The organism is Vibrio sp. 2433-A1 (assembly GCF_056726085.1).
Genome location: NZ_JBRESC010000018.1, coordinates 57,751 through 78,816, shown reverse-complemented (window position 1 = coordinate 78,816; position 21,066 = coordinate 57,751). Strand labels below are relative to the sequence as shown.

Annotated in this window: 23 protein-coding genes and 1 other annotated feature; of the genes, 15 read left to right on the top strand and 8 right to left on the bottom strand. The window is 45.6% G+C overall.

Annotated elements, in window-relative coordinates:
- Positions 1-126: 126 nt before the first annotated feature.
- The 9 genes from tnpA (at position 127) to hisIE (ending at position 8,112) form a co-directional block, all read left to right on the top strand.
- Positions 127-573 carry an IS200/IS605 family transposase gene (tnpA, locus tag ACU01J_RS17045; RefSeq protein ID WP_481083863.1) on the top strand — a complete coding sequence of 149 codons (447 nt, stop codon included), beginning with the start codon at positions 127-129 and terminating at the stop codon, positions 571-573.
- Positions 574-758: 185 nt separating this feature from the next.
- Positions 759-895 (top strand) — a sequence feature (His leader region).
- Between the two features lie 54 nt (positions 896-949).
- Positions 950-1,846 (top strand): ATP phosphoribosyltransferase, encoded by an 897-nt coding sequence (hisG, locus tag ACU01J_RS17040; RefSeq protein WP_481086784.1) that lies wholly within the window; start codon positions 950-952, stop codon positions 1,844-1,846.
- Between the two features lie 5 nt (positions 1,847-1,851).
- A complete protein-coding gene (hisD, locus tag ACU01J_RS17035) occupies positions 1,852-3,147 on the top strand; it encodes a histidinol dehydrogenase (protein ID WP_481086783.1) in 1,296 nt (431 codons plus the stop codon).
- A gap of 11 nt (positions 3,148-3,158) precedes the next feature.
- The gene (hisC, locus tag ACU01J_RS17030) at positions 3,159-4,199 is read left to right on the top strand and encodes a histidinol-phosphate transaminase (protein ID WP_481086782.1); all 1,041 of its coding nucleotides are present in this window, start codon (positions 3,159-3,161) and stop codon (positions 4,197-4,199) included.
- 59 nt (positions 4,200-4,258) lie between these two features.
- Positions 4,259-5,332, top strand: coding sequence for a bifunctional histidinol-phosphatase/imidazoleglycerol-phosphate dehydratase HisB (hisB, locus tag ACU01J_RS17025; RefSeq protein WP_481086781.1), 1,074 nt, complete (start codon positions 4,259-4,261; stop codon positions 5,330-5,332).
- Positions 5,333-5,344: 12 nt separating this feature from the next.
- On the top strand, positions 5,345-5,959 hold the full coding sequence (gene hisH / locus ACU01J_RS17020) for an imidazole glycerol phosphate synthase subunit HisH (RefSeq protein WP_481086780.1): 615 nt from the start codon (positions 5,345-5,347) through the stop codon (positions 5,957-5,959).
- A 28-nt stretch (positions 5,960-5,987) separates the two neighbouring features.
- Positions 5,988-6,725: a 1-(5-phosphoribosyl)-5-[(5-phosphoribosylamino)methylideneamino]imidazole-4-carboxamide isomerase gene (hisA, locus tag ACU01J_RS17015; protein ID WP_126574356.1), complete on the top strand. Its 738-nt coding sequence runs from the start codon at positions 5,988-5,990 to the stop codon at positions 6,723-6,725.
- Positions 6,707-7,480 carry an imidazole glycerol phosphate synthase subunit HisF gene (gene hisF, locus ACU01J_RS17010; RefSeq protein WP_481086779.1) on the top strand — a complete coding sequence of 258 codons (774 nt, stop codon included), beginning with the start codon at positions 6,707-6,709 and terminating at the stop codon, positions 7,478-7,480. The genes hisA and hisF overlap by 19 nt, the downstream gene beginning before the upstream one ends.
- Positions 7,477-8,112 (top strand): bifunctional phosphoribosyl-AMP cyclohydrolase/phosphoribosyl-ATP diphosphatase HisIE, encoded by a 636-nt coding sequence (hisIE, locus tag ACU01J_RS17005; RefSeq protein WP_481086778.1) that lies wholly within the window; start codon positions 7,477-7,479, stop codon positions 8,110-8,112. Before hisF ends, hisIE begins: the two co-directional genes overlap by 4 nt.
- Positions 8,113-8,212: 100 nt before the next feature.
- Here the strand turns inward: hisIE and ACU01J_RS17000 are convergent, their stop codons facing one another.
- The gene (locus ACU01J_RS17000) at positions 8,213-9,418 is read right to left on the bottom strand and encodes a putative manganese transporter (protein ID WP_481086777.1); all 1,206 of its coding nucleotides are present in this window, start codon (positions 9,416-9,418) and stop codon (positions 8,213-8,215) included.
- Positions 9,419-9,713: 295 nt separating this feature from the next.
- On the opposite strand from ACU01J_RS17000, the gene ACU01J_RS16995 reads away from it, so the two are divergent.
- Both ACU01J_RS16995 and ACU01J_RS16990 read left to right on the top strand, forming a co-directional pair.
- Positions 9,714-10,619, top strand: a complete 906-nt coding sequence (locus ACU01J_RS16995) for a manganese-dependent inorganic pyrophosphatase (protein ID WP_053438603.1) — start codon at positions 9,714-9,716, stop codon at positions 10,617-10,619.
- Between the two features lie 68 nt (positions 10,620-10,687).
- Positions 10,688-11,065, top strand: coding sequence for a DUF2750 domain-containing protein (locus tag ACU01J_RS16990; protein ID WP_481086776.1), 378 nt, complete (start codon positions 10,688-10,690; stop codon positions 11,063-11,065).
- Between the two features lie 53 nt (positions 11,066-11,118).
- On the opposite strand, the gene ACU01J_RS16985 is transcribed toward ACU01J_RS16990, so the two are convergent.
- The 7 genes from ACU01J_RS16985 to pspF all read right to left on the bottom strand — a co-directional run bounded on the left by ACU01J_RS16985 (position 11,119) and on the right by pspF (position 18,272).
- On the bottom strand, positions 11,119-11,904 hold the full coding sequence (locus tag ACU01J_RS16985; protein ID WP_481086775.1) for a DUF2927 domain-containing protein: 786 nt from the start codon (positions 11,902-11,904) through the stop codon (positions 11,119-11,121).
- Positions 11,905-11,911: 7 nt separating this feature from the next.
- The gene (locus ACU01J_RS16980) at positions 11,912-12,697 is read right to left on the bottom strand and encodes a peptide ABC transporter ATP-binding protein (protein ID WP_481086774.1); all 786 of its coding nucleotides are present in this window, start codon (positions 12,695-12,697) and stop codon (positions 11,912-11,914) included.
- Positions 12,694-13,707 carry a peptide ABC transporter ATP-binding protein gene (locus ACU01J_RS16975; RefSeq protein ID WP_481086773.1) on the bottom strand — a complete coding sequence of 338 codons (1,014 nt, stop codon included), beginning with the start codon at positions 13,705-13,707 and terminating at the stop codon, positions 12,694-12,696. Before ACU01J_RS16975 ends, ACU01J_RS16980 begins: the two co-directional genes overlap by 4 nt.
- A complete protein-coding gene (gene sapC / locus ACU01J_RS16970; RefSeq protein ID WP_481086772.1) occupies positions 13,707-14,594 on the bottom strand; it encodes a putrescine export ABC transporter permease SapC in 888 nt (295 codons plus the stop codon). Before sapC ends, ACU01J_RS16975 begins: the two co-directional genes overlap by 1 nt.
- Entirely contained in the window at positions 14,581-15,543 is a 963-nt protein-coding gene (locus tag ACU01J_RS16965; RefSeq protein WP_481086771.1) for an ABC transporter permease, read from the bottom strand. Before ACU01J_RS16965 ends, sapC begins: the two co-directional genes overlap by 14 nt.
- A complete protein-coding gene (gene sapA, locus ACU01J_RS16960; protein ID WP_481086770.1) occupies positions 15,543-17,162 on the bottom strand; it encodes an ABC transporter substrate-binding protein SapA in 1,620 nt (539 codons plus the stop codon). Before sapA ends, ACU01J_RS16965 begins: the two co-directional genes overlap by 1 nt.
- Before the next feature lie 114 nt (positions 17,163-17,276).
- Positions 17,277-18,272 carry a phage shock protein operon transcriptional activator gene (gene pspF, locus ACU01J_RS16955; protein WP_481086769.1) on the bottom strand — a complete coding sequence of 332 codons (996 nt, stop codon included), beginning with the start codon at positions 18,270-18,272 and terminating at the stop codon, positions 17,277-17,279.
- A gap of 212 nt (positions 18,273-18,484) precedes the next feature.
- Between pspF and pspA the strand changes: the two genes are divergently transcribed.
- The 4 genes from pspA (at position 18,485) to ACU01J_RS16935 (ending at position 21,065) form a co-directional block, all read left to right on the top strand.
- Complete coding sequence (gene pspA / locus ACU01J_RS16950) at positions 18,485-19,153, top strand: phage shock protein PspA (RefSeq protein WP_481086768.1); 669 nt, start codon at positions 18,485-18,487, stop codon at positions 19,151-19,153.
- A 77-nt stretch (positions 19,154-19,230) separates the two neighbouring features.
- Positions 19,231-19,464 carry an envelope stress response membrane protein PspB gene (pspB, locus tag ACU01J_RS16945; protein ID WP_053438612.1) on the top strand — a complete coding sequence of 78 codons (234 nt, stop codon included), beginning with the start codon at positions 19,231-19,233 and terminating at the stop codon, positions 19,462-19,464.
- On the top strand, positions 19,427-19,846 hold the full coding sequence (pspC, locus tag ACU01J_RS16940; RefSeq protein ID WP_481086767.1) for an envelope stress response membrane protein PspC: 420 nt from the start codon (positions 19,427-19,429) through the stop codon (positions 19,844-19,846). Before pspB ends, pspC begins: the two co-directional genes overlap by 38 nt.
- A 187-nt stretch (positions 19,847-20,033) precedes the next feature.
- Positions 20,034-21,065, top strand: a complete 1,032-nt coding sequence (locus ACU01J_RS16935; RefSeq protein ID WP_481086766.1) for an efflux RND transporter periplasmic adaptor subunit — start codon at positions 20,034-20,036, stop codon at positions 21,063-21,065.
- Position 21,066 lies beyond the last annotated feature (1 nt).

Here is a 21,066-nt window from a genome sequence, read left to right as displayed (position 1 = left end):
TTTTTATTTTCTAACCTTAAACCACCTTCTTTAGAAGGTGGTGATCGTTCCTTTGGGCTATGCCCGAAGAACGCTCATGTTCAAGATGTCCTCGGTTGTAACCAGCAAATGAAGGAAATAAAGAACATGAGCAAATATGAATCCGCCTCACACGTATATTATAGGTGTCAGTACCACATAGTCTGGACGCCAAAATACCGCCTGAAAATCTTGAAAGGCAATTTGGGTAAGGAGCTTTACCGAAGTATCTATATCTACAGTAATATGAAGAACTGTAAGGTTGTAGAGCTGAATGTTCAAGTAGACCACGTGCATCTGGTCGTGAGATTGCCACCTAGCTTGAGTGTTTCGACATATATGGGTTTTGTAAAAGGACGAACCGCAATTCGCTTGTTCAACAAATTTCCGTATTTAAGAAAGAAGAAATTATGGGGTAACAAATTTTGGCAAAGAGGCTACTTCGTTGATTCAGTAGGGATGAATGAGGAAATTATACGTAGGTATGTCCGGCACCAAGATCGTGTTGGAAAGGAAGAAGAAGAGCGTCAGATGCGTTTGGGGTTAGAAAACTAACAGTGAGCCCCCTTTTAGGGGGCCTTTCAAAGCCACCTGCTATGCAGGTGGATTTTTACTTGTATATGACAAAATAAAAAAAGTTTAAATAAATGGTTGAAAAATTTTTACACCTTGGTTAGTGTGGATATCAACAAAGCGAAACAGAAGAGCTTATTAAGTATGCGTAAATTAGTCATGAATATTCATCATCACCATCACCCAGTCTAGTCTTTCGGGAGATGTACGCATACCCGGGAGACAGGAAACTCCCGGAGTCTAAAATCGCAAACTACAAGATTTAGAACCCTCGGGAGACACACTCTTCCGAGGGTTTTTTAGTTTTACAGTTTTTAAAAAGTTTACGAATTACAAAATCTTGCACAGGGATACAGCAATGCAAACACAACGCCTAAGAATCGCAATTCAAAAGAAAGGTCGCCTAAGTAAAGAGTGTCAAACTCTGCTTAAAAAGTGCGGCGTGAAATTTAACATTATGGGTGAGCGCCTGGTTGTGCACTCACTCAATATGCCAATTGACCTTCTGCTTGTTCGTGATGACGACATTCCTGGTCTAATCATGGATGGGGTGGTTGACCTAGGCTTCATCGGTGAGAACGAGCTGGAAGAAGTGCGCCTTGATCGCAAAGCGTTAGGCGAGCCATGTGACTTTGTTCCACTACGTCGCTTAGACTTTGGCGGTTGTCGCCTATCAATTGCTATTGATAAAGACGAGCAGTACAACGGCCCACAAGACCTTGCTGGTAAGCGTATTGCAACGACCTACCCACAACTACTAAAAGCTTATATGGATGAACAGGGTGTTCCATTCTCGACGTGTATGCTAACGGGTTCTGTAGAAGTGGCTCCTCGTGCTGGTCTTGCGGATGCGATTGCTGACCTTGTTTCAACAGGTGCAACACTTGAAGCTAATGGACTTAAAGAAGCGGAAATTATCTTCAAATCGAAAGCGACACTTATTCAACGTACCGGAGAGTTTGATGCAGACAGAACTGCGCTGATCGAGAAGCTACTTACTCGTATGCAAGGTGTACAGCAAGCGAAAGAATCTAAGTACATCATGCTGCACGCTCCAACAGGTAAACTAGAACAAATTAAATCTCTACTTCCGGGCGCTGAAGATCCAACAGTGCTTCCTCTATCATCAGACAAAGACAAAGTCGCGGTACACCTAGTGAGTACTGAAAATCTGTTCTGGGAAACCATGGAGCAGCTAAAAGAACTGGGCGCAAGTTCAATTCTGGTTCTTCCAATCGAAAAGATGATGGGGTAGTCGTGATGAGAACAGTCGTTTGGCAATCATTAAGTGAGACGCAGCAAGATTCTATTCTTGAACGTCCAGCGATCACAGAAGGCGCAAACATTACTGCGGCGGTTTCTGATGTTATCGCTAAAGTACGTAAAGAGGGCGACGCGGCCCTTCAAGAATTAACTGAAAAATTTGATGGTGTAAAACCTGCGTCTATTCGCGTATCTCAACAAGAAGTAGACGAGGCATGCGGCCGCTTGTCAGACCAGATGAAGCAGGCATTAGAGCAAGCTTATGCCAACATCGCAAAGTTTCACAAGGCGCAAAAGCCTCAGCCAATTAAGGTAGAGACTCAGCCAGGTGTTGTATGTGAGCAAGTGACTCGCCCAATTCAAAAAGTGGGTTTATACATTCCTGGTGGTAGCGCGCCGCTTCCCTCAACTGTATTGATGCTTGGTGTGCCAGCAAAGATTGCAGGATGTCACAAGGTTGTGTTGTGTTCGCCGCCGCCGATCGCTGATGAAATCCTTTATGTGGCTAAGCTGTGTGGTATTGATGAAGTGTACAACGTGGGTGGTGGTCAAGCGATCGCTGCCATGGCTTATGGTACTGAATCAGTCTCTAAAGTGGATAAGATTTTTGGCCCAGGTAATGCTTATGTGACCGAAGCGAAGCGTCAAGTGAGTAATGATTTCCGCGGCGCTGCGATTGATATGCCTGCTGGCCCTTCAGAAGTGCTTGTTCTGGCGGATGATACTGCCGATGCGGACTTTATTGCCGCAGACCTACTTAGTCAAGCAGAACACGGTCCTGACTCGCAAGTGGTATTGGTTACGCCTTCTCCTGTTATTGCCGACCAGGTAACCGATGCAGTTCAACGTCAACTGAAAGAACTTTCACGAGCAGATATTGCTGAGAAAGCCTTAGCGTCAAGCTTAATCATTATTTCAAAATCACTGACGCAAGCGGTGTCTATCTCAAATTACTACGGTCCAGAGCACTTGATCGTGCAAACCAAGAACCCACGAGAGCTATTGCCGCTGTTAGATAACGCTGGTTCAATCTTTTTGGGTGACTGGTCGCCAGAGTCTGCTGGTGATTACGCATCAGGTACGAACCACGTACTGCCAACTTACGGCTATACACGTACTTACTCAAGTCTTGGTCTCGCCGATTTTTCTAAGCGCATGACAGTACAAGAGTTGAGCGCAGAAGGCCTGCAGATCTTAGCGCCAACGGTTGTGACAATGGCTGAAGCGGAAGGTTTAGATGCACACAAACGCGCAGTAACGATTCGCGTTGAAAAGTTGGCGTCGAAAGCATAAGGAAGTTTGAGATGGAAAAGCTAGCACGTAAACAAGTTCAAAAACTAACGCCTTATCTTTCAGCAAGACGTATCGGCGGTACGGGTGATGTTTGGCTCAACGCCAATGAATCGCCATTCGACAATGAGTACAAAACCGACTTCTCGCGTTTAAATCGTTACAGCGAGTGTCAGCCAAAAGCGTTAATTGAAGCTTATGCGGCTTATACGGGTGTCAAACCAGAGCAAACACTAACCTCACGTGGTGCTGATGAAGGTATCGAACTGCTTATTCGCGCTTTTTGTGAACCAGGTGAAGATGCTATTTTATATTGCCCGCCAACTTATGGCATGTACTCTATCAGTGCGGAAACCATTGGTGTAGAGCGTAAAACGGTGCCTTTAACTGTAGATTGGCAGCTAGATCTTGATGGCATTCAGCAAAACCTAGATAACGTAAAGTTAGTCTTTGTGTGTAGCCCGAATAATCCAACGGGTAACTTAGTTAAGCGTGAAGATATCGTTTCTCTACTGGAGATGACTAAAGACAAAGCGATTGTCGTGATGGATGAAGCGTACATCGATTTCTGCCCAGAAGCATCGACGGTTGACTTGTTAGCGGAATATCCAAATCTAGCGATTCTGCGTACGCTGTCAAAAGCCTTTGCATTGGCAGGTTTACGCTGTGGCTTTACTCTCGCCAATGAAGAGCTAATCAATGTTTTGCTCAAGGTGATTGCACCGTATCCAGTGCCAATTCCCGTCGCTGAAATTGCGACGCAAGCCTTGTCAGAAGCAGGTTTAGCTCGGGCTAAATACCAAGTGCTAGACCTTAATGCCAATCGCGCTTACCTTCAAGTTGGTTTGTCGATGATTCAAGGTCTGGAGATATTTGAAGGGTGGGGTAACTACCTGCTAGTTAAGTTTCCAGATGGTGATGCATTATTTAAAGCCGCTTGGGACAGTGGCATTATTCTGCGCAACTCGCCAATCGACAATTGTGTTCGCATCAGTATCGGTAGCCGAGATGAGTGTGAAAAAACACTTGGCTTTATCAGAAATTATTACAACTAATGATTAATTGGCTTTTGCCCTTTGCGAGAGCCATCCATTTTAGAAATAAGGAAGTTCGTGTGAGCAAGCAACAAAAAATCCTATTTATTGACCGAGATGGCACCCTTATTGTAGAGCCTCCGGTTGATTTTCAAGTGGACCGCTTAGATAAACTTAAGCTAGAGCCGTTCGTAATTCCAAGTTTGCTATCACTGCAAGACGCAGGCTACCGTTTAGTGATGGTGACCAACCAAGATGGCCTAGGCACTGATAGCTACCCCCAAGACGAATTCGATGCGCCGCACAATATGATGATGGAGATCTTTGAGTCGCAGGGCGTTAAGTTTGATGATGTGCTTATCTGCCCTCACTTTGAAGAAGATAACTGTTCATGCCGTAAACCAAAGCTAGGCATGGTTAAAGAGTATCTGCAAGGTGGCAAAGTCGATTTCCAAAACTCAGTTGTGATTGGTGACCGAGCAACTGATCTTCAGCTTGCTGAAAACATGGCGATTCAAGGGATTCAGTACAACCCTGAAACAATGGGTTGGAAGGAAATTCTTAAACACCTCACGGTAAAAGCGCGCGTTGCTGAAGTCGTTCGTACCACCAAGGAAACCGATATTAAGGTTAAAGTTAACCTTGATGAGCAGGGCAGCAATCAAATCTCGACAGGACTTGGTTTCTTTGACCACATGCTAGATCAAATTGCGACCCACGGTGGTTTTCAAATGGTGTGTAACGTCGAAGGCGATTTGCACATTGATGATCACCACACAATTGAAGATACTGCACTCGCACTGGGTCAGGCGCTGAATGATGCTTTGGGTGATAAACGTGGCATTGGCAGGTTCGGCTTTAGTCTACCTATGGATGAGTGCCTAGCTCAGTGTGCGCTTGACCTGTCTGGTCGTCCATACCTTAAGTTCGATGCAGAGTTCAGCCGCGAACAAGTCGGTGATCTATCAACAGAAATGGTAGTGCACTTCTTCCGTTCGTTAACCGACACCCTTGCGTGTACGCTACACCTATCTTCTGCTGGCGACAATGATCACCACATCATTGAGTCTCTCTTTAAAGCGTTTGGCCGCACATTGCGCCAAGCGGTTAAAGTCGAAGGTAACGAGCTACCAAGTAGTAAAGGCGTACTCTAGGAAGGGCAAGTTATGACTGATCAAAAAGTAGTGATTATTGATACCGGCTGTGCCAACGTCTCTTCAGTAAAGTTTGCTATCGAGCGTCTTGGTTATGCCGTGACGATTTCAAGAGAGCCTGACGTTGTTCTTGCCGCTGATAAGCTATTTCTACCTGGCGTAGGAACAGCGAGTGAGGCGATGAAAAACCTCCATCAGCGCGATCTGATTGAACTCGTAAAGCAAGTAGAAAAACCGCTGCTTGGTATTTGTCTGGGTATGCAGCTACTTGGCAAAGTGTCGCAAGAGAAGGGTCAAAAGGCTGATGAATTGGTTGAATGTCTGGGTTTATGTGAGGGTGAAGTCAAACTGTTAGAAACGGGCGAACTTCCTTTGCCGCACATGGGGTGGAATACCGTTAAGTCGACTCCAGAACATCCATTGTTTAAAGATATCGAAGAAGGTGAGTACTTCTATTTCGTACACAGCTTTGGTATGCCAGTTGGTGACTACACTATTGCTCAGTGTGAGTATGGCAAACCATTTACAGCGGCAGTGCAAAGTGGCAATTACTACGGGGTGCAATTTCACCCAGAGCGCTCTTCGAAAGCTGGCTCAAAGCTTATACAGAACTTTTTAGAGCTGTAATTTTAAAGAATCAAAGGGAAGTAATTCAGTGATTATTCCAGCATTAGATTTAATTGAAGGTCAGGTAGTTCGTTTATACCAAGGTGACTACGGGCAAGTAACCGAATACAAAGTAGACCCGGCAGAACAGTTTAACCTGTACCACCAAGCCGGCGCAGGTTGGCTGCACTTAGTCGATTTAACCGGTGCAAAAGACACCACTGCACGTCAGCTTGATTTAATTGCCAAACTGCTGGCAAGTACCCCGGCCAATATCCAGATTGGTGGTGGTGTACGCAGTGAACAAGATGTGGTTGATTTGCTTGAGGCAGGAGCCCAGCGCGTTGTTGTTGGTTCTACAGCCGTCAAACAGCCTGAGCTAGTTAAAGGTTGGATGGAGAAATACGGCGCAGAGAAAATCGTCTTAGCACTCGATATCAACATTGATGAGCAAGGTGTTCGTAAAGTCGCGATTTCTGGTTGGCAAGAAGATTCGGGTGTCACAATCGAAGCTTTGGTTGATGACTACTTAACGGTTGGCCTAAAACACGTACTTTGCACTGACATCTCACGTGACGGCACGCTAGAGGGTTCCAATGTGGAACTGTACGTTGACCTATGTAAACAGTACCCACAAGTTCAATTCCAATCATCTGGTGGCATCGGTTCCCTTGCTGATATCGAAGCGCTTAAAGGCAGTGGTGTATCAGGCGTGATTGTTGGCCGTGCGCTTCTTGATGGTAAATTTACAGCTGAGGAGGCATTTGCATGCTGGCAAAGCGAATAATTCCTTGTCTTGATGTTCGTGATGGACAAGTTGTAAAAGGCGTTCAGTTTCGCAACCACGAAGTCATTGGCGATATCGTCCCTCTGGCTCAGCGTTACGCTGAAGAAGGTGCTGATGAGTTAGTGTTTTATGATATTACCGCATCGAGCGATGGCCGAGTGGTCGACAAGAGCTGGGTTCAACGTGTTGCTGAAGTGATCGACATTCCTTTTTGTGTCGCTGGTGGCATTAAGTCTGCTGAAGACGCCGCACGCATTTTAGAATTTGGCGCTGACAAAGTGTCTATCAACTCACCTGCGCTTGCGAACCCAGAGCTGATTACTCAGCTTGCTGATAAGTTTGGCGTGCAATGTATTGTGGTGGGTATCGACTCTTACTTTGACAAAGAGACGGGCAAATATCAGGTTTACCAATTTACCGGTGACGAGGCGCGCACTAAAGCAACCAAATGGGAAACCCGAGATTGGGTGCAAGAAGTGCAAAAGCGTGGCGCGGGTGAAATCGTATTGAATATGATGAACCAAGATGGTGTCCGTAACGGTTATGACTTGGAACAGCTCAATATGGTTCGTGAAGTGTGTAATGTACCGCTGATCGCCTCTGGCGGTGCAGGGGCAATGGAACACTTTGCTGAGGCTTATAAGCAGACCAATGTTGATGGAGCGTTAGCAGCATCGGTATTCCACAAGCAAGTCATCAATATCGGTGAACTTAAGCAGTATTTAAAACAACAAGGTGTAGAGGTACGTCTATGAGTTTTGCAGCGACAGAAGTAAATACGCTAGCTGAACGTATTGATTGGGACAAAGTGGATGGCCTTGTACCTGCAATTGTTCAAGACTTTCAATCAAGCCAAGTGCTGATGATGGGGTACATGAACCAAGATGCGTTAGCCAAAACGGGTGAAACGGGCCAAGTGACGTTTTTCTCTCGCACTAAAGAGCGCCTTTGGACCAAAGGGGAAACCTCTGGCAATGTTCTTCAACTAAAAAATATCGCGCTCGACTGTGACAATGACACGCTCCTCGTTAAAGTGGATCCTATTGGACCTACGTGTCACACAGGGACGACAACATGTTGGGATGCTGACAAACAAGAAGAGTCACAAATGGTGTGGCTTCATCAACTTGAGCAGCTACTGGCTGCCCGCAAGGACGCCGACCCAGAATCGTCTTATACAGCGCACCTATATTCGCGTGGTACCAAGCGTATTTCGCAAAAAGTGGGTGAAGAAGGCGTTGAAGTCGCGCTTGCGGCGACGTCGGGCGATAAGGCGGAGTTAGTGTGTGAATCGGCAGATTTGATTTATCACTTGATGGTTCTGCTGCAAGACCAAGGTCTATCGATGAATGATGTGGTGAATAAGCTTAAAGAGCGTCACAAGTAATCATTGTTCAATCCAACAAAAACGCCCTCAATTAAGAGGGCGTTTTTGCTTCTTGAACCTAGCCGTTAGAGTTGTTAGCGCTAACTTAGTATTGTTAGCATTATATTTCGAACAAGAAGTAGTAACTGTAGCCCACGATGAAAGCGGGTATTGCGGAATAAAAGGTTGCAACAAGAGCCGCTTTAGGCGCTAGTGCAATCGCTGGGAACAAAGCATCGCCATCATTGGAGATCGCATTAGCTAATTGGGCAGACAGCGGAGCCGTACCTGAAATGTACAAACTGGTCACAAGGATCTGGGGGCCACACCCAGGCAGCAAACCAACAGCCAAGCCCATTAACGGCATCCAAACTCCCCAGCCAGAGAAAGTTGCGGTAAGGTCAATATGGCCAAAGACGGTGATAAGCTCAAAAGCCATAAAGGCGAGAATAATCCAAGCAGTGACAAAGTTAGTATCTTGCGCTGCTTTTTGTAACGGGTGAGAAGAGACTTGTTTGGTATCTTCAGCGACAGTCGATTCGTAGTCTTTAATCTCTTTGGTTAATGACCAAAGCAGCATACTGACAATGATGAGTACCGCGCCTATCCACTCAATCGTCATTTCTGGTAGTTGAAGAAGTTGATTGATATCGACTTGGAATGAACTAAGAGCGGCGATAAAAGTTGCAGGGACAAGTAACCACTTCCAAAATGCGCCTTGAAGATTGATTGCTCTTTGCTCGATATGACTCGTTGCATGTTTACCGCAGCTAAATCGTTCTGCAAGTGCTGAGACTTTAGGGCGCAGAAAGTTATCGGTATGAATCGCATTGACCACCCAGCCAGAAACGGCGCCGACGAACACGCCTAGAGCAACAATGGCCAACCCAATATCAGGCTGGCTCGCAAGCAACAAGAACGCGGCATCACCCATGGTTGAAGTTAATACGGCAACAATGGCACCAAAGCCAACGCGCCCGCAGACAAACTGTGTAGTAACAATAATCGCCCCGCCGCAGCCCGGAAGCGCACCCAATAAGGCGGCGAAAAAAACTTGGTGATCGCGGGAGGTGCGGTAGAGATTGGCAATCCGATTCTCTTTGTTGATAAAGCTGGACACGTAGTGATAGATCGCCAGGGTGAACGCGACGTAACTCGATACAGTCCAAAAGGCATCAGACAAAGTATTAACGGTCACTTCACGGGTGACGCCACTTGCCATGAGAACAATTAATGAAATGGGTAAAATAAGGCGCTTATACGCAGGTCTAAACTGAGTTACAGATAACCAACTAGGCAATGATTGAGAAAGTCGTAAAGAATCCATAAGCTAGCACAATGTGAATGCGAATTATTATCAAATATATGCTAATGAGAATTATTTGCAATAATAATTTTTAAGAGTATTAACTATGCAGGTTTGCTTACGGTGTGATGAACCACGAAATTAACGGGTTAGTGCTAAACTTATAGGAGAATAGATCGCATTGTTAAGGTCTGTCATGCCTTATACCGAAATATTCTTTTTCAATCCGATGACAAATTATCAAAATCAGGTAAAATGTCGGGTTTGTGAGTAATCGCCCTCTGTTGGGTAGAAATATAGTCAGATAGGAAAAAAGATGATTCTAGTAGTAGGTCACAAGAACCCTGATAGCGATAGTATCTGTAGTGCACTAGTAGCAACTGAACTACTAAAAGCGCGCGGCGTTGAAGCTATGCCAATTCGCCAAGGTGAAATCAACCGTGAAACTCAGCACATTCTAGAAGTCGCGGGTGCAGAAGTTCCTGAACTACGTACTTCAGTAGCTGGTGAAAAAATCTGGCTAGTAGACTACTCAGATCTTGCGCAAGCACCAGATGACGTAGCTGAAGCTGAAATCCTAGGTATTGTTGACCACCACCGTCTAGGTGATGTGATGACTATTAACCCAATGGAAGCTTGGATCTGGCCTGTTGGTTGTACTAACACTGTGCTATTCAACATGTTCAAGATTGAAGGTCATGCAATCACTCCTCAGATCGCAAAACTAATGATGTCAGCTATCCTATCTGACACAGTTGGTTTCGCATCACCAACATGTACACAGAAAGATAAAGACGCAGTTCAAGAACTAGCAGCTATCGCTGACGTATGTGACGTAGATGCATTCATTAAAGATCTATTGATTGCTAAGACAAACATTGAAGGCCTATCAGCAGCTGAGCTTGTTGAGAAAGACCTGAAAGGTTACCCGTTCAATGGACGTGATGTGGTTGTTGGTCAGGTTGAGCTTGCAACTCTTGAGCAAGTAGACGGCATGATCGATGCGCTAGAAGCGGATCTTGAGCGTCGTTGTGCTGAGCAAGGTCTAGCGTTTGCAGCAGTGATGCTAACTGACATCACTACAGCTCAAACTCGTCTACTTTACAAAGGTGAGTGGGCAGAGAAACTGGTTAAGCATGAAGAAAACGGCATGCTAATGATGGAAAACACCCTAAGCCGTAAGAAGCAAGGCTGGCCTTGGCTTCAAACTGAACTGGCTTAATTTCCATAGCCTGATGATTTTTAAACGCCCATGGCTTAGCCGTGGGCGTTTTATTTGGAGGATACAAAATGTCACTATCTCAAGATCAGTTAGAGTCAGTTAACAAAATGCGCCCTGATGAGCGTTTTAACTACTGCGTAAAAGAAATTGCTCAGCATCGTAATGTATGGATTCTTACAGACGAACATGGCTGCGTGATGCTAAACACTGAAGACGAAGATTGCGTTCCAGTATGGCCGCATGAAGAGTTTGCCGCTCAGTGGGCGACGGGGGAGTGGGAGCACTGCAAAGCCGAAGCAATCTCTACCGCTAAGTGGTTTAGCCGCTGGACGCATGGTTTGGAAGATGATGAACTGTCGGTAGTCGTGTTCCCGAATAACAACGAAGAGGGTGTCGTACTTTACCCTGATGAGTTTGAATTCGAATTGAAAAAGCGCATTAAGTAGCCGCAGGTTTTCATTTGGTGGCGCCCTCATAGATGGGCATCACCTTGCCGCTTTCAGTAGCCAATTAACTGAAATAGCTCACCGCTTTTGGCAATCGCAACAGCCTTGTCTAGCGTACCGTCTTGTTGATAGCGTTTGAGTAAGCGTTTGACGATAGGCGTGACTTGTCGCTCTGTCATTCCAACTTTGAGCTCTGGTTCATAGAGTAGTTTGAGCAGCACTACATCAAGAGGCGAAAGTAGATCTTCAGGTGTATTGTCATTAAATATCGAAGGAAACGCGCTGTCGGAGTCGTTGGGTAGACCAAGAGTTTGGGTTATCTCCTCCACCACACAAGCAATCAGTTTTCCATGCATTCTAGCTCGGTCTACGGGAATGACGATTGACGCTGAGACAATCGTGTTATTACTGCCAATTCGATAACCAGCTTTGCAAATCGCACCTCTGACATGTTGAAGAGCGGATTTACCCATCTCTCGCTCAATCTCTTTCTCCCATTTTGCATCATTGGAATAGATCCAAACAATGTTGGCCTCTTTTCGTGAAGAAACCCGTTTAATTGGCAGACCTGTAATACTGCTTAGGTGCCTAAGGTGGGCATTGGTTAGCTCATCATGAAGCTCTCGATCGGCAACGTCATGTTTGACCCAGACTCGAATTGGTTCTTGCCACTTAACAAGCGGTTTTTGGCCAGAAGAGTATTCATTTCTTAATGCGACATCGATAAAGGCTCGAGCGACAAAGTCAGGCTCAAGCCAAGTCTGCTGAGAAGAATAAGCAAATCTAGGAGTGGTAAAGAGTAGGGAGAATAGGCCTAATAATATAGCTGTCCTTAGCATGTCTCTCCTATTTAAAGCATGTTGCCTTATTAAAATGACTTTCAACCAGTCGCTGAGTGATTGGGTGTTCTGGGTATGAAAGAACTTGATGAGTTTCTCCACTTTCAACAACCACGCCCTCGTGCATTACCATGATTTTATCGGTGATGTGTTTCACGACCCCGATATGCTGCGAGACATACACAAAGGATACGCCCATTTCTTCTTGAAGTTCCAGAAACAGGTTGATGATCTGTGAACGCATCGCCATGTCTAAGCCGTTCAGCGCTTCATCGGCAACAATCACGGAGGGTTGTAGAATAAGCGCTCTAGCGAGACACACGCGCTGTTTTTGACCCGTTGCCAGCATTTGCGGATAGAAATAGGCGTGCTCTGGAAGTAAACCAACGCGGAGCAAAGTTTCTTTCACACGTTTAATTCGTGCTTCAGGGGACATGCTGGTATTTCGTTTTAGCGGGCCTTCTAAGATACGACCAATTTGAATTCGCGGATTCAAAGAGGTATTCGGATCTTGGAATATCATCCGAATCAACTTACAACGCGTCGAGTAATCTTCGTGCTCTAACAGCTCGCCATTAACGCGGATCTCACCAGAAGTTGGCTCAATCACACCAGAGAGCATACGAGCGAGCGTCGACTTACCTGAACCGTTTTGGCCAATAAAGCCAATGGTTTGTCCCGCTTCAAGGCTAAAGCTGACGGGTTTGACCGCTTCTTGAATTTTCTTGCGAAACAGACCAGAGCGAGTGATAAACGACTTAGAAAGATCGGTTACTTCTAATAGTGCGCTCATACTTTTTTGTTCTCCCGCTCTTTAGGCGAATGGTTCAATGGGAAGTGACAAGCAAATTTATGGTTCTTAATACGACGAGTCATTGGTATTTCTACACATTGCCGCTGAGCATACGGGCAGCGCGGACCAAGTCGGCAACCAATCGGAAGGTGCTGAAGTGGCGGTATGGTGCCAGGTAACGATTGAAGTTTCTCCTTGTGAGGGATCCAATCACTAAAATCAGGCATCGCCTTAAGCAGAGCAACAGTATAAGGGTGCTTAGGTTTCTCTAGGATCTTTTTAGTATCGGCTGATTCAACCGATTGACCACAGTACATCACGGTAATACGGTTAGCCCATTGAGTGATGGTGGTTAAGTCGTGACCAATCAGCATGATCGAGGTGTTATGGACCTGATTCATACGACTCAATAGGCGTAAGATCTGCGATTGGGTAATTGGGTCTAAGTCGTTGGTTGGTTCATCTGCAATCAGCAATTTCGGCTTCGCCGCGATAGCCATAGCAATCATGATCTTTTGACATTCCCCATCGGTTAACTCGTATGGGTAGCTGCGCATAATTTGCTTGTGGTCTTTAATGCCGACTTTGTGCAGTAGGGCAATCGCCTGTTTTTTACGCCATTTGAAACGCTCCCACCATTTGCCTTGGAATGAACGCGAAGGAATCGCCTCAATCAGCTGGCTACCCACTTCTTCAGATGGGTCTAAACAGGTCGACGGTTCTTGGAAAATCATCGCAATATCACGGGCAATAACGCGTCGACGTTCTTTTGGTGTCAGTTGCAGAAGGTCAATATTGCCTAAGCGCATGCGGTCAGCAGTCACTTTCCAGTTCTCTTTACAGACGCCAACGATCGCTTTTGCAACTAAACTTTTGCCTGAGCCAGATTCGCCCACAAGACCACGTATTTCACCTTCGTTAAGTGTCAGGCTCATACGATCAACGGCTTTCATCATGCCCTGAGGGGTTTCAATTTCAATCGTTAGATGTCGAATATCGAGCAATGGCATTATTCGATCCCCGCATTCAGAGCTTGGCGAACGCCTTCACCAACAAGGTTAATTACAATAACGGTAAACATAATCGCCAGACCCGGTAGCGTCACCGTCCAAGGTGCCAAGTAAATAAGCTCAACAGAGTCACCCAAAATGGCGCCCCATTCCGTACTCGGCGCTTGTGCTCCTAAGCCTAAGAAACCCAGTGCGGTGATGTCGAGAATCGCAATAGACAGCGCTAAGGTGATTTCAGAGGCTATAACAACCAAGATATTGGGTAGAATAGAGTTCCACAGCAAGTAGAAGTCGTTTGCACCATCTAAGCGCGCCGCCATGATGTAATCTTTTTCAACTTCAGTATGAACCGCAATATAGACAGAGCGAATGAAGCGAGGAATCAGCGCCAAGCCGATCGCGAGTAAGATATTGAACTCGCCAAAGCCGAGAAATGCAACGAAGATAATTGCCAGCAACAATGACGGAATCGACATCACGGTATCGAGTAAGTGGTTAAGAGTGCTCGAGAGTAAGCCTTTAGTCATCCCCGCTAATACGCCGATAATACAGCCAATGAATGACGCGATCAGTGTGATGATCACGGCAGCGCCAAACGTGAGCTGCGTGCCTTCAATCAGGCGAGAGAGAATGTCTCGGCCTAAATCATCAGTACCCAAGAAGTACTCGACTGTTCCTGCTGGATTCCACGATGGCGGAATAAGCAGTTCGCCTGTTTGAGCTTGTGGATCGTGTGGCGTTATCCACGGTGATAGCAGCGTGAGGAACACGATGAGTGATAAACACCATAGGCCAAACATCGCCAGATTGTTTGCGCGGAAGCTACGCCAGAAGCGCTCGAACTGAGTAGGGATGCGCTCTACTTGATATACGTTATCGGTTAGCATACCACTCTTTCCTTACCAACGGGTTAATCATAGCGCCAATCAAATCTGACAAGATGTTAGCGGTGAGGACGAATGTCGCAACGACGATAACGCCAGCTTGAATCGCAACGTAATCTTGATTAGAGAGGGCATCAAGTAACCAACGCCCAATACCTGGCCAGTTGAAAATAGACTCCGTGATAATCGCGAGGGTTAACATACTTGAAAGCTGTACGCCAATTTTTGGAATGATGGGTGGAATCGCATTTCTAAGTACATGCTGAGTCACGATCTCACGAGTCGAGAGGCCTTTGATTCGAGCAGCTCGAATGTAGTTTTGTCCCTTCACTTCCGCAACGGAGGTACGCATCAAGCCGATAACCTGTGTTGTCGGAGCTAGTGCTAGCACCAAACACGGCAGAATTAAGTGTTCGATGACACTTTGCAATGCGTGAGCACGGTATTTACCATCGGCAAAGAAAGCGTCAATGAGAGCAAAGCCAGTCACGTGCTCAATCTGGTAGAGTAGGTCATAGCGTCCTGCGACGGGAAATATTTCCCAATGAAGTGAGAATACCATGATCATCAACAGCGCAATCCAAAACAGTGGTGCAGAATAGCCCGACATGGAGGTAAACGAGATTGCGGTATCAATCCATTTACCTTGCTTCATACCGGCAATTGTTCCAATTGGGATGCCGATCAGCAAGGAAATCACAAAGGCAATCAAACACAGCTCCAGCGTTGCTGGGAAGACAACCAGCAGCTCCTCAACAATAGGAATCCCTGCTTTGTTGACGCCAAAGTTTAACTGCATCAATTCACCTAAATAAGTCAGCCAGCCACTCCAGAAATCCTGAATTGCCCAAGGTGATTGAGGCTCTAGTCGCAACAGACTAAAACCGACCATAGTCAAAATAAGCAAGGTGATGATAAACAGATTCAAACGTCGAACAGTGTATAACAGCATTACTGAACCCTCTCGACGGTATCAAACGGCTGAGCATTAAATGGGCTCACTTTAAATCCTTGTAAAGAACGATCGTGAGCTTGCATCTGCATTCCGTGATTGAGCGGGATGACAGGGAACTCTTCGTTCAAAATGTTTTGCGCTTGTTTATATAGGTTAAGTCTATAGCGAGGTTTATCGACTTCTAGCGCAAGATCAAGTAGGAAGTCGAAATCTGGATTACACCAACTCGACACATTTAGACCTGCCCGTTTTGAGTCACATGAAAGTAGCGGTCTGAAAAAGTTATCAGGATCGCCGGTATGTGCGCTCCAACCTGTCAGATAGAGGTCTATATAAGTATTTTCGTTGAGGTTAGTGCGATCGAAACGGTCATCCGTCATTAACTTAAGCTTAATGCCTACATCTGCAAGGTTGGCTTGGATAAGCTCAGCGGTCTTTCTTGGGCTAGGGTTGTAGGCTTTTGGTTCTAGGGGCACAGACATCGTCAGTTCTAGTCCTTTGCTGTAACCTGCCTCTCGAAGTAAAGCGATGGCGTAGTTACGATCATAGCGAATGTGCACCGCATCTTTATGGTATGCCCAAGAAGATGGTGGCAGTACCGAATAAGCCTGACTGCCAGTTCCGTAGTAGACCGAATCAAGGATGTTCTGACGGTTGATGGCGTAATTGAGTGCTTTGCGAACCCGAGCATCATTGAGCGCAGGGTGAGAAGTATTGACTGCTACAAACGAAATATTCATCGCAGGCTTTGCTGTCAACTCAACATGTTCATTTTTTTCGATAATCGGCAGTTGGCTTGAAAGGGGCGAGTTTAGTACGTCACACTCTTTTCTCAGTAACTTAGCTAAGGTACCCGTACCACGCTGTGAAATATCGAACACTACCTGATCCATCTTCGGCGTACCACCCCAGTAACCATTATGGCGCTTTAAACGAATAAAATCGTTCACTTGGTATTCGGCAAGATAAAATGGCCCTGTTCCGACAGGGTGACTGTCGAGCATGCCTTTTTCGTCACTGATTTCTAGCTGTCCTGCATATTCTTTAGAGAGAATTACCGCGTGGCTGGTGGCAATATTTGATAAGAAACTATTGTCGGGGCGACTAAGAGTAAATTTGACGCTGTGTTTTGAGAGAGCAACAACATCGACAACGAGGTTCTGAAAATCGATACCACTAAACCAAGGGTATAAACCACTGCCCACAAGGTGGAATGGATTCGTGCTGTCGATGATACGACGGAAGCTAAAGACAACGTCGTCCGCATTCATTGCGCGAGATGGGGTAAACCAAGCGGTGGTTTGAAACTGAACGTTTTTACGCAGCTCAAAAATGTACTCAGTGCCTTGTTGATTGACTTGCCACGAACTCGCCAAGCTAGGTTTTGGTTGATACGTCTTATTGTCTAACGTCAACAATGTATTGAATAGCTGAGGACTGAGCGTTTCTGGTGTAATACCGCTATCAACCAATTGAGGGTTGAACGTATCTGGTCCACCTTGACCACAATAGACGAAACCCTTCTGATGGATTTTGTCGTGATCAATCTCTTCTCCACAGCCTGCTAACAGACTGAGAGTGAATAAACCTAATGTAAACTGTATGAATACTTTCATAGAAAGAACTTGTCTGGGACAAAGCGCAATGGAACTGACCATTATGCCTTAAGATCCTAATAATTTACCACTATTTGCCGCTTGGAACGATAGTAAAACCACAAATTTGGTGGGTTAACTGTCGTTGGTGAGGTCATGCTTACGAACCATCCCTCGCAATTGGTGATAACTCAGCTCCAAAAGCTCAGCTGCTTTCTTCTGGTTGTACTGACTCTGAACCAATGCTGCCTTAAGTATGAGTTGGTCTTGCTCTTCTTGCCACTGCTTATAATTGAGCGGAAATTGAAATGATTGCACCGTGGCGAGGTCTGGCTTTTGGGCATCGGTGTCTTCGGGGGCTAGCCAGCTTGATTGGAAAGGATCAAAGATTAGATCGTCAATCGGAGTATCTTGCACACCATGTTGATAGACGGCGCGTTCAATCACGTTTTTGAGCTCTCGAACGTTTCCTGGCCATGGATAAGCGAGTAAGTCTTGCTCTGCAGATGGAGTGAATCCAACAAAGTACTCAAAGCCGAGTTCACGACACATTTTGATTGCGTAGTATTCTGCGAGCAGCAAGATATCTTCTTGACGCTCTCTTAGAGGCGGTAGGTGAATGACATCGAATGCCAGTCTATCGAGTAAATCCGCGCGAAAGCCTCCTTGGGTTGCCATTTGTGGAAGGTCTGCATTGGTGGCGCAGACTAGGCGAACATTGGCGTTGAGGAGCTGGTGGCCACCGACACGCTCATATTGACCGTATTCAATCACTCGAAGCAGTTTTTCTTGAACCAGTAAAGGCGCTGTAGCGAGCTCATCGAGAAACAAGGTGCCGTTTTCTGCGCGCTCAAAGCGACCTTTATGACGCCCTTTTGAGCCAGTAAATGAGCCTTGTTCATGACCAAATAATTCAGAGTCAATCAGCCCTTCACTTAATGTCGAGCAGTTGAGCGAGATAAGCGGCTGGTCCCAGCGCTTCGATAAGTAGTGGAGTCGCTGAGCAATCAGTTCTTTACCTGTACCGCGCTCACCAATAATGAGAACAGGACGTTCGATTGCTGCCAATTTAGATACTTTATCCAGTACCGATAGGAAAGCGGGCGACTCTCCAATCAAGTTTTGTTGCATGACTGACTCCGTGGCGAAATTTACCTACTGTTGGTTAAATTCATCACAGGAAGCGAGGGATTGCAATGTATTATTTATTAAGTGTTTGATTTTATGAGGATTAAAAGTTGGCACGTTAATTGGAGTATTACTTAGCATTAGGTAACACCAAATGAATTTATACGGAGTACAGCTGGCTGTGTTCCAATATTATCAACATAAGGAGCCTCGCTATGGGTATTTTCTCTCGATTTGCAGACATCGTTAATTCAAACATCAGCGCTCTATTAGATAAAGCTGAAGATCCAGAAAAGATGATCCGTCTTATCATCCAAGAAATGGAAGACACACTAGTAGAAGTGCGTACTAACTCTGCAAAAGCCATTGCGGATAAAAAAGAGCTAGCACGTAAAGTAGACTCTATTGAAGCGACTATTGAAGAGTGGCAAAACAAAGCGACATTGGCATTGGCGAAACAGCGTGAAGATTTAGCTCGCGCTGCACTGATTGAAAAGCAAAAACTACAAGAGATGCTAAAAGGCCTTCATACTGAGCAAACTTTGGTAGAAGAGACGATTGAAAAGCTAACCGGCGAGATTGGAAAATTAGAAACCAAGATCACTGAGACTCGCGCCAAGCAACAAGCATTAGCCATTCGTAGCCAAACAGCATCAAACCGTCGTGACGTGCAAAAACATCTTCACACGGCAAGAACAAGCGAAGCGATGGCGAAGTTTGAGCAGTACTCGCGTAAGATTGATGAAATGGAAGCGGAAGCCGACTTGTACGCGAAAACCGGCAACGCCAAATCGCTTGATCAGGAATTTGCCGAGCTTCAAGCGCAAGATGAGATTGAAAAAGAGCTAGAGAAATTAAAACAGCAAATGGAAGATAAAAAGTAATTCCAATTTGTTTTTGTTAGTTTAGCTAGGTAGATGGGTGCTAAGCCCACTCATCCTACCCATTTAAGGAGTTATATATGTCGTCATTTCTGATCGCTGGCCCGTTAATTGTCTTTCTCATTTTCGTTGCCCCGTTGTGGTTGTTTTTGCATTACAGAAGTAAAAAGAATGCCAGCACTGGGTTATCGCAAGAAGACTTGCAGCGTCTAGAGTCGCTATCTGAGAAAGCGGAAAACATGCAAAAGCGCGTCGATACGTTAGAGCGAATTCTCGATGCGGAGTCGCCAAGTTGGAGACGCCGTTATGACTAAACGAGAGCTTTACAGAGATACGCTCAATGGTAAGATCTCCGGGGTTTGTGCCGGTCTTGCTAACTACTTTTCATTAGAAGTGTGGTTAGTGAGAATTCTAGTGATTTCTGCGGCGTTATTAGGAGGGAGCTTCCTAGTATTGCTCGCCTATATCGCAATGACGCTTATGCTTGAAAAGCAGCCGAAAAATTATGTTGAAGCGATGAAAGCAGAGCAAGAGCACAAGCTGAAAAATAAACCATGGAAGCGAGGCCAGACGCCAGAGTTATTGCTAAACACAATAGAAAAAGATTTCTCTCAGCTAGAAAATCAACTACGTAATCTAGAGGCGTATGTGACCTCTGATGCATTTAAAGTCGATCGAGAGTTTAAATCGCTGTAACTCCACTTTTTAAGGCACTCTATGCTTAGAGTGCTTTTCCTATAATTATTCTTTGTTCGCTTTTGCGACATTGTCGGCATACCCAAGCAAATTATTAATTTTCATAGTAATTTACTGCCATCGCTATGGAAGTCACGTTAGCCTTCATCTATCTTTGTACCTAATAGATACAAATGGATGATTGACTATGCATAAATCTGTATTGCTTCTTGCAATAACGGCTGCTTTGAGTGGCTGTGGCAAGGAGCTTCCACCTGTTCCTGAGCCTGATTCTAGGCCCGCAAAGTTATTTACAGTTTCCGTTGGCAATGCCCAGTTTGAGCGAACTTTTCCTGCAACGTCTGAAGCTGGTGATAAAGCTGTACTCGCGTTTCGCGTACCTGGCCAAATGCAATCGATAGATGTATTGGCTGGACAACCGGTTAAAAAAGGCGATGTACTTGCATCCTTAAACCCTGATGAGTACACCTTGCTGGCTAAACAAGCCGAAGCGCAATTTCGTCTAGCGGATGTTCAGTACCAGCGTTACAAAAAGCTGCGTAAAGATAAAGTCGTCTCTGAACAAGACTTTGACCAAGCGAAAGCTAACCACAACTCTGCAAAAGCGACGTTAGAGCAAGCGAAAGCCAATTTACGTTACACTCAGCTTGTGGCTCCTTATGAAGGAACCATCTCTCTTATTCCTGCAGAAAACCATGAGTACATTGCGGCGAAGCAAGGCGTGATGAACATTCAAACCAACCAACTGATGAAGGTAATTTTTCAACTACCGGACCATTTGTTGAACCGATTTGCCAGTGGTGTGAACTTAACCGCGACCATGACGTTTGATGCCTTTCCACAAAATCAGTACGAGCTAATCTTCCAAGAAGTCGACACTGAAGCCGATCCTAAGACGGGTTCGTATAAGGTGACCATGGTTATGGAAAGACCAAGTGATGTAGGCATTTTACCCGGCATGGCAGGCGCAGTTCATGTCGCGGTTGAGTCGACTGGCGCAACTAGAATCCCAGAGTCAGCGCTGATGGATGAAAATGGCCAGATGTATGTATGGCGCGTTGATGAACAAGGCATAGTCGCTAAGGCTCAAGTCGAGCTCAATGACAAGCGCCAAGTTGAAAGCGGCTTAAATGAAGGTGACCAGATCATTACTTCTGGTGTGGCAGGGATCGAACCGGGAATTAAGGTTCGTGAATGGGTTAAAGAGCGAGGCCTATAAG